Below are 16,365 nucleotides of genomic sequence, written 5' to 3'. Positions count from 1 at the left end.
GCCCTGATTGTTATCACCAAATAGTTGATTGTTAGTATATGGTGATCTGATCGCTACTTATTGAAAAAGTTCAATTTATCTCAAAATTTATAATGATCTTGCCGTACAAGTTAAATGGGCGCAAAGCTAGAATATTTATCTGTATAGATATACACTGTGTATGTTTACAGCTTTATATACTATTTGCGAGGTAACTGATGAAAGAATTAACTAAACGCCAAGGCGAAGTTTTAGATGTGATTAAAGATTGCATCAGTAAAACAGGAATGCCTCCAACACGTGTTGAACTTGCTAAGATTCTTGGGTTTCGCAGTGCAAATGCAGCTGAAGAGCATCTAAAAGCGCTCGCGCGTAAAGGTGCGATTGAGATCCTGTCGGGTACTTCTCGTGGTATTCGTATCGTAGAAGATCACAAAAGCAATATTGTTCCGATAGATGCCGGTATACCACTTGTTGGTATGGTTGCAGCTGGAGAGCCTATTTTGGCTGCCGAACATGTTGAATCCCATTATGATATTGACCCGAATTTATTCCATCCAGTGGCTGATTTTTTACTTCGTGTACAAGGCGAAAGTATGAAGGATATCGGCATTATGGATGGCGATTTATTGGCTGTGCATAAAACACAAGATATTAGCAACGGCCAAGTGGTGGTTGCACGTGTTGAAGACGATGTAACAGTGAAACGTTTTTATCGTGAAGGCAGTGAAGTGACACTGAAAGCTGAAAATGCGAAATTTGATCCTATTAAAGTAGATCTTCAGTATCAAGCCTTTGATATCGAAGGTATTGCGGTTGGTGTTATTCGTACTGCTGATTGGATGTAATCATTTTTAATATTGTCGTATAATCCATTGCATTATTATCACAATAACCATGAAATTTCTTTTGTAGTTATTGTGATTAATTGCTTTTAGTGTGTGCCTTTTGTATGGTGCAATACTGACTAAATGAATGTAATGGGTGTTGATAATGAAAAAAGGTTTGTTGCTTGTTCTGCTGATATCTGTGATTGCTATTGCCACTGTTGTTTTTGTAAAAACAAACAGCGAGGCAGGCATTTCAGATAACCCTTCTTTAATTGTGCAGCAAAGCCATAAAGTCGTGCCAAATTTCACCTTCGAGATGGCACAAAAAGAAACATTCACTAATAAAAACCTATTAAACCATTGGACGTTATTTTTCATTGGTTATACCTATTGCCCCGATGTTTGTCCTACGACACTTGCTGATTTAGACCGTGTTTACCCTGAATTAAGCAAACCCCCTTATAATAATATTCAAGTTGTCTTTGTTTCTGTGGACCCTAATCGTGATAAAGCCAATAACCTGGCTGAATATGTAAATTATTTTAATGCTAATTTTATTGGCACAACCAGTACGCATGATCAGCTGTTTCCTTTTGCTCAAGACTTAGGTCTGGTTTATAGCATTGTTGAAGCCGGTGATAGTGACGATGAATATTATTTTGTTGATCACAGCGCATCATTAGTCTTGGTCAATCCTGATGGTGAGCACCAGGCGACCTTTAAAGCGGTACGTAATGAGCAAGGTATTGCACACGTAGATATGGACTTGATGGTTGAAGATATCCACAAAATGATCCAACCTCGCGATAAATAGCTATGCTAATAAATCCATTTTCTAGTTAAGCTGAATATGAAAAATATATTATTAGCGATTGCATCTGATTCATTACGTGAGGCTATTCACTTTGCGTTGTTACAGAAAAACTATCAAGTATTGCTAGCGACTAATGGCCAAGACGCGATTAACTTGATGAATGGTAATGGCGCACATTTATTAATTAGCTGTTTAAGCCTGCCCATTATTGATGGTTTAAGTATTTCTGCATTATTACGCGAACAAGCACAGCATCGTTTTACCCCTGTATTATTACTGTTGAATAAACCTATTCATTCGATACAAAATGAGTTGTTTAATAACAATATTAATAACACATTGAATATCCCCTTTAATATGGAAGAGTTGCTGTTTAAAATAGAAAAACTATTACCCTCTTAAGCTGACTCCATGTCCAAAAGTGCTTTTCTAAACCTCGCTAGCCACCAAAAAATATTCGCCATCGCACTGCCGATGATGCTGTCTAATATTAGCGTGCCATTATTAGGGCTTGTTGATACGGCCGTTATTGGACACTTACCAGAGTCCTATTACCTTGCCGGTGTTGCGGTAGGCTCAATGGTGGTGACATTGTTATTCTGGATGTTAGTGTTTTTGCGCATGTCGACAACAGGTTTAGTGGCTCAAGCGGTAGGGGCTAACGATCAAAAACAAGTATTACGCCTGTTGATGCAGTCCATTTTTATTGCCCTGATTCTCGCGATGCTACTGTTGTTATTACAAAATCCTTTGTCATCACTCGCATTTCATTTTGTTGAAGGCAGTGAAGAGGTTTTATTTTATGCTCGAGAATACTTCGATATTCGTATCTGGAGTGCACCTGCTGCTCTAATTAACATGGTGCTATTAGGTTGGTTGTTAGGCATGCAAAACGCAAAAATCCCGATGTTTTTGCTGATTATCACCAACAGCGTCAATATATTATTAGACATTTTATTTGTAGTTGGGTTTGAGTGGGGCGTTGCGGGTGTTGCCTGGGCTTCATTGTGTGCGGATTATATTTCGTTAGCCTGTGGTTTGTTGATTGTTTATCGAATGGTATTACCTTTTTATCAGAAAGGTGACTTTTTAACGTTATTAAAAGAAATATTGCACTTGAAAGTGCTCGCGCCTTTTATTCTCTTAAACCGGAATATTTTTATTCGCACCCTGTGTTTGCAAGTGACCTATGCATTCATGACCATGCAGGGTGTTAAATTGGGTGATGATGTTGTTTCTGCAAATGCGGTATTGATGCATTTTCTGTTAATTATCTCATTTTCGATGGATGGTTTAGCTTATGCCGTGGAGGCGTTGGTCGGTAAAAATGTGGGTCAACGTTGCTTAGAAAAGTTAAAAGAAAGCATCCATCTAACCCTGTTTTGGGCCACTATTTTTAGCTTAATACAGCTATTACTGTTTTATTTTTACGGGGCGTGGGTTATTACTCAGATCACTTCTCTTGAGGCTGTGCAGTCTGAAGCGATGAAGTACTTACCCTGGTTAATCTTAATCCCACTGACATCAATGCTCGGTTTTGTTTTTGATGGCATATTTATTGGTATGACGCGGGCAAAAGAGATGCGTAATAGTATGATTTTTTCGCTATTGGTGGTTTATTTTCCGGTGTGGTTTATTTTTGCTCATGAAGGCAATCATGCGTTATGGATCGCGATGAATGCCTTCATGCTGTCTCGTGGGCTGAGTTTATTGTGGATTTACAAAAAACTAGAGCGTAAGCAACTATTAATCCTTTAAAGACTTGCTCCAAAACAACGCACTACCGTGTGCAGGGTCAAGCTGGTAATCAGCATAGCCTTGTTTTATATAAGCATTTTTTGCAACCTCATTACCAGAAAGTACTTCCAGTGTGATTTTACAGTAATCGCGATCTCTCGCGATTTTTTCAATCTCAGCAAACAACAGTGTTGTTAACTTTAACCCTCTGAAATTTTCATGTACCGCAACATCATGAATATTAAATAATGGTTTGCAGGCAAAAGTAGAAAATCCTTCAATCGCAGTCAGTAGGGCTGCAGGTTCATTTTCTTTAAAAATTAATAAGATAACCACATCGTTACGCTTTAATAGAGTGCTTACCAAGTTCTGCTTTGCAAAGTCAGCGAGGTCTTCACCGCCACCCATAGGGTCACAAGCATAATGAGACATAAGTGCTAAGTAAGCGCTAGCGTGGCTTTCATTGGTTAAATCAGCTTGAACAATAGTAAACATTTCAATTCCTTATAAATATTTGTTTTTGATATTATACCAGTTCCATTAATTTAATGGTCTAATATTGCGCAGGAAAAAGAAGCGAGTTCGAGGCGAAAGTTGCTGTAAATGGTTGTTCCCTTTACAAAACTTACAACGCGGAAATTGCTTCTTTTAACCAGCAAGATTGAGCAGTTATTTAGTAGAATTGGTATTATCATCAAATTTAATAATAGTGTGGTCATATGTTAAATTAATGTTAGACTTCTAGATGGCTAAATTAAAAATTAATTTTCTATGGAGTTACTAATGCCTATTCGTATTCCCGATGATCTTCCCGCTGCTGGTATTTTAAAATCTGAAAATATTTTTACAATTTCAGAGTCTCGTGCGAGCCATCAGCATATTCGTCCTCTTCGTGTATTAATTTTAAACTTAATGCCTAAAAAAATTGAAACAGAAACACAGCTAATGCGCTTACTTTCTAATACACCGTTGCAAGTGGATGTTGAGCTTGTGCGTGTGGATGCGCGTGCATCTAGAAATACACCGCAAGAACACCTTGATACTTTTTACGGTGATTTTGATCGAGTGAAAAGTCAAAAGTGGGATGGTTTTATTATCACCGGCGCGCCATTAGGTAAGATTCCCTTTGAGAATGTTTATTACTGGGAGAAGTTCAAAGAGATTGTTGATTGGTCACAGCACAATGTTACTTCAACATTGTTTTTATGCTGGGCGGCACAAGCTGCACTGAATTACCTTTTTGATATTAAAAAAGAAACGCTACCCGCTAAACTATCAGGCATTTATAAGCACACGACTTATAACCATCATCATCCATTAGTGCGTGGTTTTGATGACCAGTTTTGGGCGCCACTCTCTCGTTTTGCTGACTTCAATACACAAACAATTAAAGAAAATAGTGATTTAACTGTTTTTGCTGATGCGCCACAGGGGGGCGTTTATTTAGCTGCTAGCCCAGATTGCCGCCAGGTATTTATCTCGGGGCATCCTGAATATGACGCCAATACACTGAGTAATGAGTACTTGCGAGATTTAGACGATGGACTAAATCCAGACTTGCCTGCTGATTATTTTCCTGATGACGATGAGAACCAAATACCCCGCGCAAAATGGCGAAGTCACGGTAACTTATTGTATAGTAACTGGTTAAATTATTGCGTTTACCAGGTCACTCCATACGACCTGAATGAGCTAAAATAAAAACTGTGATATAGGTTAAGAACTGTCTTTATAATCGTTTTTTTAATTGGCGTTAGTAATGAATAGTCCTACACTTAATAGTAATTAAATGAGTGAGAGGAGAAGGAAGTTAGTACCTAGCGCAGCAGTAAATGAATCGCCCCATTGGGCAACTAACAACGCACGAAGTCCGACATTTTATATGCTACTTCACCACGTTATATTACGATTGTTGTTAGAGGATTTTATTGCTGATAATCTAAAAAAAAGAGGGAGGCGTATTATTACTTCTTATCAGTTTTTAGTAAGGCATACACCCTACAAGAAGTTACTATAGGTAACTTACTTGCTCAACGGAGCACTCGGGAAAAGCCTTTTTTGTTTTAGTCATTAGCTTGGTGAGTAGTGAGTTTAATAAAATGCTGGTTGTCGATTCAATCATTACATGGAGGGATATAGTTATTATTACTTCATATCAGTTTTTAGAAAAGAGTAATAAATATTAGGAGTCTGTTTTTTTTAAACAACTCATCGCCAAATTGGCACTTTAATTACTCTTTTTTGTTACGTGATAGTCGATCGTAAGTTAAATCTTTTTTGGTTTTTAATGTGGATTTTTTTCGTTTGATACGAATTGAGTGCTTTTGGTTTTTTGACCTGTTTGTTTGTAAACACTATGTAGTTCTTAAGTTTATGTTTATAGGGATAATGGAGTAGAGATGCTGAAGGAAGGCGGAAAGCCGTGAAGCAATAAAGTTCAATTACTATTTATTATGATGACATTACCAACGTTCTTTTAAGATAAAGCGAACTGAATCTAGTTCGCTTTTTTTATGCCTTATTTTTATACATTCGTTTTATCTGCAATTTTCCTCATCTTGTTTATTCAAATATTTCAATTTGTCATTCCTGTTATCAAGGTACTGCTTGTGACTTTTATGTTAAACTTGCGCTTCTATTTTTGTAACTACTCAATAGCCGTTATTTTCTTTGAAAGTGATGCTAGTTACTTATTTTTAATAAAAAATTTGCAAGGAAGACTATGTCAGTCATTGACCGCAGCGCATTATTCAAATCACAATTAGAGAAACATATCCTGCTTATTGATGGCGGTATGGGCACCATGATTCAAGACTATAAGTTTGAAGAAGCAGACTATCGTGGTGAGCGCTTTGCTGATTGGAGATGTGATGTAAAAGGCAACAATGATCTACTGGTTTTAAGTCAGCCACAGGTGATTGCAAATATTCATAAAGAATATTTAGATGCTGGTGCCGATATCCTTGAAACAAATACTTTTAATGCCACTACGATTGCGATGGCTGATTATCAGATGGAATCACTTTCTGCTGAAATTAACCGTGAAGCCGCTCGTATTGCGCGCCGCGTTGCAGATGAAAAAACGGCAGAAACACCTGACCGTCCACGTTTTGTTGCCGGTGTATTAGGCCCAACAAACCGTACCTGTTCTATCTCTCCTGATGTTAACGATCCCGCTTTTCGTAATGTAACCTTTGACGAATTAGTCGAAGCTTATACAGAATCTACCCTCGCGTTAATCGAAGGGGGTTCAGACCTTATTTTGGTTGAAACTATCTTTGATACGCTTAATGCAAAAGCCGCTGTTTTTGCGATTAGTGGTGTATTTGAGCAGATCGGTTACAAATTACCTGTCATGGTATCGGGTACGATTACCGATGCATCAGGACGTACCTTATCAGGGCAAACGACAGAAGCATTCTATAATTCATTACGCCACATTGAGCCAATCTCATTTGGTTTGAACTGTGCATTAGGGCCAGATGAATTACGCCAATATGTGGCTGAATTATCACGTATCTCTGAAACTTATGTTTCAGCGCATCCTAATGCTGGTTTGCCTAATGCTTTCGGTGAATATGATTTAGAAGCCGATGAAATGGCTGAACATATTAAAGAGTGGGCTGAAAGTGGCTTTCTAAACTTAGTCGGTGGCTGTTGTGGTACAACGCCTGAGCACATTAAAGCCATGTATGACGTAGTTGAAGGTATTAAACCACGTGTTTTACCTGATATTGAAGTTGCATGTAGACTGAGTGGTCTAGAAGCATTAACGATCAGTCAAAGTTCATTATTCCAAAATGTCGGTGAGCGTACCAATGTAACCGGTTCTGCACGTTTTAAACGTCTTATCAAAGACGAGCTTTATGATGAAGCGTTAGAAGTTGCATTACATCAAGTAGAAGCAGGCGCGGATATTATCGATATCAATATGGATGAAGCGATGCTTGATTCATTGTATGCGATGAAACGTTTCTTAAACCTATGTGCTTCTGAACCTGATATTTCTCGTGTGCCAATTATGGTCGATTCTTCTAAGTGGGAAATTTTAGAAGAAGGTCTTAAATGTGTGCAAGGTAAAGGTATTGTTAACTCTATCAGCATGAAAGAAGGCGTAGAAAACTTTGTCAAACAAGCAACGCTAATTCGTCGTTATGGTTTTGCGGTTATCATCATGGCCTTTGATGAAAAAGGACAAGCAGATACACGTGAACGTAAATTTGAAATTTGTAAAAAATCTTACGAGATTTTAGTAAACCAAGTGGGTTTCCCACCTGAAGATATCATTTTTGATCCAAACATCTTTGCCGTTGCAACGGGTATCGAAGAGCATAATAACTATGCGGTTGATTTCATTGAAGCCGTAAAAGATATTAAAGATAACCTACCTCATGCGATGATTTCAGGGGGTGTTTCTAACGTTTCTTTCTCATTCCGTGGTAACAATCCGGTACGTGAAGCAATCCATGCGGTATTCCTTTATTACTGTATTAAAAATGGCATGGATATGGGTATTGTAAATGCGGCTCAGCTAGCTATTTACGATGATATCCCTAAAGAATTAAAAGATGCAGTTGAAGATGTTGTTCTTAATAAGAACCCAGAAGCAACAGATGCGTTACTCGATATTGCCGGTAAATTCATTAATTCAGGCCAAGAAAAAATTGATGATGGTAGCGCATTATTATGGCGTGAGTTACCGGTTAATGAACGTATTGCGCATGCCTTAGTAAAAGGGATCACAGAGTTCATTGAAGAAGATACTGAAATTGCCCGTCAAAATGTGGATCGTCCAATCGAAGTGATTGAAGGTCCGTTAATGGATGGCATGAATATCGTTGGTGACCTGTTTGGTGAAGGTAAGATGTTTTTACCGCAGGTCGTTAAATCTGCCCGTGTAATGAAGCAAGCCGTGGCTTATTTAAATCCCTACATTGAGCTTACTAAAGAAGCGGGCGCGACTAACGGTAAAATCGTGATGGCGACTGTAAAAGGTGACGTACATGATATTGGTAAAAATATCGTTGGCGTTATTTTGCAGTGTAATAACTATGAAATTATCGATCTCGGTGTAATGGTTGCAACTGAAACGATTATCAAAACTGCGATTGCTGAAAAAGCAGACATGATCGGTCTATCTGGGCTAATCACACCCTCACTTGATGAGATGGTATATGTTGCTAAAGAGATGCAACGCCAAGGTTTGAAACTACCTCTTCTTATTGGTGGAGCAACAACTTCTAAAGCGCATACCGCTGTGAAAATTGAACAGAACTATGATGAACCAGTCGTGTATGTTTCAAATGCTTCACGTGCTGTTGGTGTGTGTCAGTTATTGTTAAACCCAAAAACAAAACCAGATTTTGTGGCTAAATTAGACCTCGATTATGAACGTGTGCGTGTACAGCATGCGAATAAGAAACCACGTAGTAAACCGGTTTCACTCAATCGTGCACGTGCAAATCATGCAAAAATAGACTGGAAAAGCTATGTACCACCAACACCTAATAAATTAGGCACACAAGTGGTTAAACAGATGTCGATCAACACACTACGTGAATATATCGATTGGACTCCTTTCTTCATGACATGGGGCCTTGCGGGTAAATATCCACGTATATTAACCGATGAAGTGGTTGGAGAAGAAGCAACTCGACTATTTGCTGACGCGTTACAAATGTTAGACATTGTTGAAGCTGGCGGCGAAATATCTGCATCGGGTATTGTAGGTATCTATCCTGCAAATAGCGTGGGTGACGATATTGAAATATACACCGATGAGTCTCGTTCTGAAATAGCACAAATTAGTAATCAATTACGCCAACAAACTGAGAAAAAACCGCCGTTCGTTAACCATTGCTTAGCGGATTATGTGGCGCCTAAATCATCGGGTGTTGCTGATTATATCGCTGCTTTTGCGGTAACAGGCGGTATTGGTGAGCGTGAAGTGGCAGATCGTTATAAGGCTAACAATGATGATTATAATGCGATTTTAGTACAGGCTATTTGTGACCGTTTAGCAGAAGCTTTTGCTGAGTATTTACATCAACAAACACGTAAAGATTACTGGGGTTTTGCTAGCGACGAAACCTTAGATAATGACGGAATGTTGCGTGAAAAATACCAAGGTATTCGTCCTGCACCGGGTTATCCTGCTTGTCCTGAACATACTGAGAAACAGATAATCTGGGATCTTATGCATGTTGAAGAAGAGATAGGTATGGAGCTAACATCAAGTTATGCAATGTACCCAGGGGCTGCTGTTTCGGGCTGGATCTTCTCTCACCCTGAGAGTCGCTACTTTGCTATTGCGCAAATTCAGCAAGACCAAGTTGTCGATTATGCACAACGTAAAGGTTGGGATTTACCGACTGCTGAGCGTTGGTTAGGTCCAAACATCAGTTAAGAGCTTCTCTGCAACGAGAGAAAGTTAGTTAAATCGAGTGATGAAGTACATCTACGTACTTCATCACTTACAGATTATCTTGCCATTATCTATAAGTATAACGGCTAACATATCCACATTAGTACGTCGTTCATAAATTCCCTGCCTAACAATCCTTTATTTAAAAAGCCGATCAAAGAGCACCACAATCTGCTTTTTCCCTTGCTGTAAAAAGAGACTAAGTAGTCTATCTGCATTTAAAACAACACCTGTTAAATTGCCTGCTGATTATTTTTTGTAAATGCACTGACAGTGTATAAAGTAACATCCACATGATTCCTTAACGTGCTCAGAAACAATGAACAGGAAAGTTTGTTGATGATGCGCCATCCAATTTTATTTAATCGAGTTAAGAAATTTTGAAATTGATGGGCTAAATAACTTTTTAAGACTTCCTTTCTAGGCAAGATATCTCTATCATTAACGATCCGTTTTTACAGTTGGTTACCTAGATGCCTAAGATCACTCAGCAAGACATTTCTACTAGTTTTGGTCGCAATATTATTGACCGTGGCACCCGTTATTTTAAAGAGAGCCGAGTCTTATCTTGCGAGTTTGATGAAGAAAACAGCAAGCTTAGTGGCAGTATTAAAGGTGGCTCAGAAACACCTTACCAAACTAGCGCGATGATCAAGCCTTCTAACAAAGGTGGCTTTATTATTCACAGTACGTGTTCTTGCCCAGTAGGTTGGAACTGTAAACACGCGGTCGCTCTACTGCTTGCTTATCAAGCAGATACACCAAATTATAATATTGAAAACAGCTATCAAACTTGGTTTGAAATGCTCCAAGGCCAGCTAGATAAAAAACAACCTGTAGCGATTGCTAGTGCTTATCAGGGGTATTTTCGTCTTTCATTAATTAAAACGGCTTATAACCATGCATTACAATATATTCAAGTCGAATATGGCTCAGTTCGCTTTTTGAAAAGTGAAAATGTCAGTGTTTTTGCAGAGAAAGATCTTATCTCTGTGGTAGATAACGAAACATGGATGGAAAGTTATAAGTGGGTTAAAGCGGAAGATATTAGCATTCTGCAGTTATTACTCGCTAAAGAAGGGCGTGTTAGTAAGCTAGCTAAAACCACTATTCATACTGCGCATGATTTATTAGCGCTACAACAAATATTAGCAACTGGTCGCTGTTTTTGGCGCGAGCTTGTTTTACCTCTATTACCCGCTGAACCGAAATCATTAGCCTTACAGTGGCATGATGATGAGCAAGTTAAACAGCTGAAAGTTTCACTAGCAGAGAGCGAAAACTGGTTACTTGTTCCAACACCAACGCCGTATTACATCGATACCGATACCGGTTGTGTAGGACCAATAGAAAGTGAATTTGATAGAGATTGGATTTTATCACTGATTCAAACGCCACCGCTTGCAGCTGAACAATGTGAGCATTTCACTGAGCAGGTATCACTGCGTTTCCCACAAGCTGTCTTGCCAAATCCGATTGCTTACAAAACGCGTGAGTTAGATGAAACATTAAAAATAGAGTTCAGTTTAACCAGTAAATTAGTAAAAGAGCATTCGTTATTTATTGCGCGTTTATCCTTCTTTTACGGTGAATTGCAGTTAGACCCGAGCGTGCTTGAAGAGCCAACACGTAATCAGTTTATGTTAGGTAATGAAATTATTACCGTTAATCGTGATATTGAAGCAGAGACATTAGCGCTCAACGAATTTGATCAGTTATGTTTATTAGACTTATTTACTTATGATAATAAACAGCCTAAATCGAAGAAATTAATCGGTATTTTGCCCCCTGAATTAGGTGGTTCGCAGCAGTTCCAGTGGTTATCATTTTTAACTGCGCATAAAGCGCGTTTAGAAGTATTAGGCTGGAAATTTAACATCGCTAAAGATTTAGTCTTAGAAAGTGAGCAGATTGATAGTATCGATATTGCGGTTGCAGAACAGGGTAACTGGTTTGATTTAGGCGTTTCGATTGAAGTTGAAGGTAAACGTATCGAACTATTGCCGCTGTTATTAGAATGGCTACGTAGCAATGAAGATTGGCAACAAAATAGTTTTGATATCTTATTAGCACAAGCAAATGGCCGCCCATTACGTGTGAAACGTAGTTCTATTCAGCCAATTTTATCTATTTTACAAGAGTTGGGTGAGGTTAATAATGACAATATTAAACTACCTCAAAGCCAAGCTGCATTGCTTGCTCAACTACCTGAAATTAATAAATGGGTGGGTGGTTCTCATGTTAAAGCGCTGGCAGATAAATTAACAAACTTCACCGGTATTGAAGATGTTGAAGTGCCAGAAGGGCTGCAAGCTACATTGCGTGACTACCAGTTGGCCGGCCTTAATTGGTTAGTCTTCTTGAATGAATATGGTTTTTCCGGCGTACTTGCCGATGATATGGGTCTTGGTAAAACCATTCAAGCGTTAGCTTATTTATTGTATAAAAAACAACATAAGCAATTAAACCAGCCAGCTATTGTTATTTGCCCAACTTCACTAGTGGGTAACTGGGTTAATGAAGCGAAAAAATTTACGCCTGATTTAAAAGTAGTGGTATTGCACGGTGCCGATCGCCATCAGCACTTTTCAACACTTTCTGATTATGATTTAGTGGTGACAACGTATCCTTTAGTCGGACGTGATTTTGCTCAATTAGAGCCAATTCACTTTTCTGATTTGATTTTGGATGAAGCACAAACGATTAAAAACCCACTCGCAAAAATGACCAAGAGCATTAAACAATTAAACGCTAAGCAACGTTTATGTTTAACGGGTACACCGATGGAAAACCATCTTGGTGAGCTATGGTCGTTATTTGATTTCTTGATGCCTGGTTTCCTTGGCTCACACACTACGTTTAACCGTTTTTACCGTAAAGGTATTGAAGGTGAAGGTAATGAGCAAATACAAGATTGGTTGATTCAAAAGACTCGTCCATTCTTAATGCGTCGTACTAAAGATGAAGTAGCAAAAGAGTTACCAGCTAAAACAGAGATCATTCATAAAGTGGTATTGCCAAATGATCAACGTACTTTATACGAAAGCATCCGTATTACCATGGAAGCAAAAGTACGTGATTTGCTTAAAGAGAAAGGCATGGCACGTAGTCGTATTGAGTTCTTAGATGCACTACTTAAATTGCGCCAAGCATGTTGTGATCCACGTTTAGTGAAATTAGAGCACGCGCAGGGTATTAAGAGTTCTGCTAAATTAGATTTCTTAATGGAAATTGTGCCTGAAATGATTGAAGAGGGTCGACGTATCTTAATCTTCTCTCAATTCGCAACCATGTTAGGTTTAATTGGCGAAGAGCTAGAAGAAAAAGGCATTAACTTTGTTAAGTTAACTGGTCAAACACGTAACCGTACTGAGATTATTGAACAATTCCAAGCAGGTGAGGTACCTGTCTTCCTGATTTCATTAAAAGCGGGTGGTGTTGGTCTGAACTTAACGGCTGCTGATACCGTGATTCATTATGACCCATGGTGGAATCCTGCTGTTGAAAACCAAGCAACGGACAGGGCTTACCGTATTGGCCAAGACAAACCTGTATTTGTTTATAAGTTAATCTGTGAAGAAACAGTGGAAGAGCGTGTACTGGCATTACAAGCACGTAAGCAGCAGTTAGCAGACAGTGTTTATGGTTCAGATCAGGAAGAGAAGTTTGCACCAGACAACAGTGATGCTTTGTTGAAACTATTTGAACGTTACTAAAAAATAGACGCTTATAATAAATAATTGGTTAGCCCATCAGTGATGTTGGGCTAACCATTAATATCAGTTCATATATTTGCTATTAGTCTTGAACTCCCTGCTTTATTAACGACATAAATAATGACGTTGCCTCTTTAAATCCTTCATCCATCTTAATCATCTGGCTTTTTTTATTACACTGTCCAACCGCTTTCATTGCCGGACGAAATATCAATTTAAAATGTGTCTCATCTTCTTCAAGACAAAACTCATCGGTTGAAAAATTATCATGTACCTTAATATCGTAAGTTTTAAAGATGTTTACCAAAGCGCCCATTGTAGGGCCTGATACTGTATGTTGAGAAAGTGTCATGCCGGCGGCGTTAGATACAATGACTTCAAACGGATTCGAGCGATATGCCAACGTCGTATAAATTTTACGTAATTGAATAGAGCTCGGTTTAACCGCTGTGTGAATACGCCCATCAATACAGAACCGCACTAACTGCTCTTTGGCCATAAACGCGATCATATCAGTATCGATAATTGAGTGTTCTTGCCCTAAGAAGTCGGGTAATAGTTTTAAAACATCGAGATGATTTTTACGTTTAAAACAGTTACTACGATCCAGATGCAATAAACGCCCATCGGGCAAAATATAACCCGCTTCATGAATGTCGTTAGTTAAACCTAGTACTTCAATCAGCTTGTCGGTATCACTAACGGGTACGTTGGTATGTTCGTTTATTGCTTCCATAAAACCTCGGGTGGTTAATGATTGACGGTAATATCAGATAACGGGATACAACTACAAGCAAGGATATAACCTTCATTTATTTCATCGTCAGTGAGGGCTTCGTTGGTTAGTGTTTCCACTTCACCTGCAATCAGTTTGACTTTACAGCGACCACATTTCCCTCCTCTGCATGAATAAGGGATTGCGATACCCGCTTGTTCTGCTTGATCTAAGAGTAGTTGCTGATTATCACCTGTCACGGTAATTTCAGAGCCTTGATAGTGAATTTGTACTGATTTTTTATTATCTTGCAGTACGTCACCTTGTGAGCCATATAAAATAGCATCGTGTGTTGCTAATACTTGCACTTGATCACCGGTACGTATCATCCCATTGTTAAGTGGAATCAGATTTTGCCCAAAATCGACATCACCTTGATGATAACGAAAGGTGGCTAATGTTGAAAAAGGTTGATTGGCATGTGCAATGCCTGTTTTAGGATCAACATTGGTAAATGAACAGCGTGAGCAAGGTTTACTCACCTCAAATTCAACGTCACCAATTTTAATACGCGACCAGCTATCTTCTACAAAAGGTAACTCACCGTTAATCACAATATTAGGGCGAAAGTGTAAAGCAGAGACGGGATTATCAAGTTTGCTATTAAGCAGATCAACGGATGCTTGGTTGATAAGTAATAACGGATAACCGTCAGCAAACGCGATGGGAGTATTACGGCCTTTTACGCAGCGCTGGCTATTTGGGGCAAAGAAAACCAATTGGCAGGGCTGTTGTAAGTATTCAGAAAACCAGTTGTCGTAATCTTGATGGCAATGTAATGCATTAACTTTATCGATCCATATTTGTGACGTTAATGATGTTGTTGAAAATTGCGCAGGGTCGATCACTAATTGCGCCATATTTGGCGCGCTTAGTTGCAATTTTTTCTGTGAAAACTGCACATCTACTTGAGTGAGTTGCGGATGGCTACGCCCGGTAATAAAATTTCCATCCAGATCAATCAGCATATAGCGACGATCAAAGCTTAAGCCTTTTTCTTCAACAAGCGCCGCTGGTTGGCTAATCGCCTTCACTGATTTTATCGGGTAAATATAAATATCTGTTAATGTTGGCATCTACTTAACTCGATCCGCTAAATATCCTTGGTAATCAGGAATGCGTGTTTGGTAAGTTTGATTAATATGTATTGAATCCATAATAAAATCGGCCGTTGCAATATTAGTTGCCACGGGAATATTCCACACAGCAGCTAAACGTAATAGTGCTTTAACATCGGGGTCATGCGGCGCTGCATTCATTGGATCCCAAAAGAAGATTAAAACATCTATTTTGCCTTCTGAAATTTTGGCGCCTAATTGTTGATCGCCACCCATTGGGCCAGAAAACAAACAAGTAATTGGCAGTGACAGTTCTTTTGAAAGGATAGAGCCTGTTGTGCCTGTCGCATATAGATGGTGTAGCTTAAGGGCATCTAGGCGTCGTTCAGACCACTTCAACAGTTCCTCTTTCATATGATCATGTGCAACTAATGCAATACGTTTATGCTTACTTAATTCACGAGTGGTGTAATTCATCTTCTATCCTGACTAACTTGTAAAGTGGAGTTTATAGATTAAGCTAATATAGCGACAAACCTAAACGTTTTTATGGAGCTTTTATGTCAAATGGTGATCAATTACCGCTTTATTCGGCCGTACAACTACCTGAGTTATTTGCGCGTGATGTAAATAGTAAATTTATTGCTTTAAAAGTAAAGCAGGAAGGACAAAATACTGCGCTGCATGCTATCTATATTGCTAAGCAGGAAGAGTCTGAAATGTTCCCCTTTTGTGCATTAGTGACGGTCACTGAGTGGCAAGGGAAAAGTGAAAAAGAAGAGTTCTTTATTGAAGCTGAGAACGCTGAGCAAATATTAGAGAAATTAGAGCGCTTTGATGAAATTCATCGTTTTATTTTTTTACAAGTGCCAAGCTCGATGAGTATTGAAACAGTGACGATGGAGCCACAATCTGTACTTTGCACTCTTTTTCCTGAACTTGGAACGTTTAAGCCAGATGCGCCAGAAGAAGTCTTGTTTGGTTTGAAAAATAGCTCGCTAGCGCTATTACGTAGATTAGAAACTCAATAGA

The 16,365-nt window shown here is 38.8% G+C and carries 12 protein-coding genes; 8 read left to right on the top strand and 4 right to left on the bottom strand.

Translation table 11 applies throughout. The features are described from left to right. Positions 1-197 precede the first annotated feature (197 nt). The 4 genes from lexA (at position 198) to CXF74_RS01875 (ending at position 3,381) form a co-directional block, all read left to right on the top strand. A complete protein-coding gene (gene lexA, locus CXF74_RS01890; RefSeq protein ID WP_101080705.1) occupies positions 198-827 on the top strand; it encodes a transcriptional repressor LexA in 630 nt (209 codons plus the stop codon). A gap of 145 nt (positions 828-972) precedes the next feature. After that, positions 973-1,623, top strand: a complete 651-nt coding sequence (locus tag CXF74_RS01885) for an SCO family protein (RefSeq protein ID WP_101080704.1) — start codon at positions 973-975, stop codon at positions 1,621-1,623. A 36-nt stretch (positions 1,624-1,659) separates the two neighbouring features. Then, positions 1,660-2,025, top strand: coding sequence for a response regulator (locus CXF74_RS01880; protein WP_101080703.1), 366 nt, complete (start codon positions 1,660-1,662; stop codon positions 2,023-2,025). Positions 2,026-2,034: 9 nt separating this feature from the next. Continuing rightward, positions 2,035-3,381 carry an MATE family efflux transporter gene (locus CXF74_RS01875; protein WP_101080702.1) on the top strand — a complete coding sequence of 449 codons (1,347 nt, stop codon included), beginning with the start codon at positions 2,035-2,037 and terminating at the stop codon, positions 3,379-3,381. Here CXF74_RS01875 and CXF74_RS01870 read toward each other — a convergent pair. Next, on the bottom strand, positions 3,370-3,855 hold the full coding sequence (locus tag CXF74_RS01870; protein WP_101080701.1) for a GNAT family N-acetyltransferase: 486 nt from the start codon (positions 3,853-3,855) through the stop codon (positions 3,370-3,372). The genes CXF74_RS01875 and CXF74_RS01870 overlap by 12 nt on opposite strands. 288 nt (positions 3,856-4,143) lie before the next feature. On the opposite strand from CXF74_RS01870, the gene metA reads away from it, so the two are divergent. The 3 genes from metA (at position 4,144) to CXF74_RS01855 (ending at position 13,500) form a co-directional block, all read left to right on the top strand. Then, positions 4,144-5,061, top strand: a complete 918-nt coding sequence (gene metA / locus CXF74_RS01865) for a homoserine O-acetyltransferase MetA (RefSeq protein WP_101080700.1) — start codon at positions 4,144-4,146, stop codon at positions 5,059-5,061. 1,021 nt (positions 5,062-6,082) lie between these two features. Beyond that, positions 6,083-9,766: a methionine synthase gene (metH, locus tag CXF74_RS01860; RefSeq protein WP_101080699.1), complete on the top strand. Its 3,684-nt coding sequence runs from the start codon at positions 6,083-6,085 to the stop codon at positions 9,764-9,766. Positions 9,767-10,257: 491 nt separating this feature from the next. Further along, entirely contained in the window at positions 10,258-13,500 is a 3,243-nt protein-coding gene (locus tag CXF74_RS01855) for a DEAD/DEAH box helicase (protein ID WP_101080698.1), read from the top strand. An 82-nt stretch (positions 13,501-13,582) separates the two neighbouring features. On the opposite strand, the gene CXF74_RS01850 is transcribed toward CXF74_RS01855, so the two are convergent. The 3 genes from CXF74_RS01850 to CXF74_RS01840 are packed head-to-tail and all read right to left on the bottom strand — an operon-like array spanning position 13,583 to position 15,810. Then, positions 13,583-14,236 (bottom strand): hypothetical protein, encoded by a 654-nt coding sequence (locus CXF74_RS01850; RefSeq protein WP_101080697.1) that lies wholly within the window; start codon positions 14,234-14,236, stop codon positions 13,583-13,585. A gap of 14 nt (positions 14,237-14,250) precedes the next feature. Continuing rightward, positions 14,251-15,351: a YcbX family protein gene (locus tag CXF74_RS01845; RefSeq protein ID WP_101080696.1), complete on the bottom strand. Its 1,101-nt coding sequence runs from the start codon at positions 15,349-15,351 to the stop codon at positions 14,251-14,253. Beyond that, positions 15,352-15,810 (bottom strand): methylglyoxal synthase, encoded by a 459-nt coding sequence (locus CXF74_RS01840; RefSeq protein ID WP_101080695.1) that lies wholly within the window; start codon positions 15,808-15,810, stop codon positions 15,352-15,354. Positions 15,811-15,893: 83 nt separating this feature from the next. Here CXF74_RS01840 and CXF74_RS01835 point away from each other — a divergent pair, with 83 nt between their 5' ends. Further along, positions 15,894-16,364 (top strand): hypothetical protein, encoded by a 471-nt coding sequence (locus tag CXF74_RS01835; protein WP_101080694.1) that lies wholly within the window; start codon positions 15,894-15,896, stop codon positions 16,362-16,364. Position 16,365: the final 1 nt, after the last annotated feature.

This window comes from Psychromonas sp. Urea-02u-13 (genome assembly GCF_002835995.1).
Lineage (GTDB): Bacteria > Pseudomonadota > Gammaproteobacteria > Enterobacterales > Psychromonadaceae > Psychromonas.
This window is presented reverse-complemented; position numbering and strand designations above follow the sequence as displayed.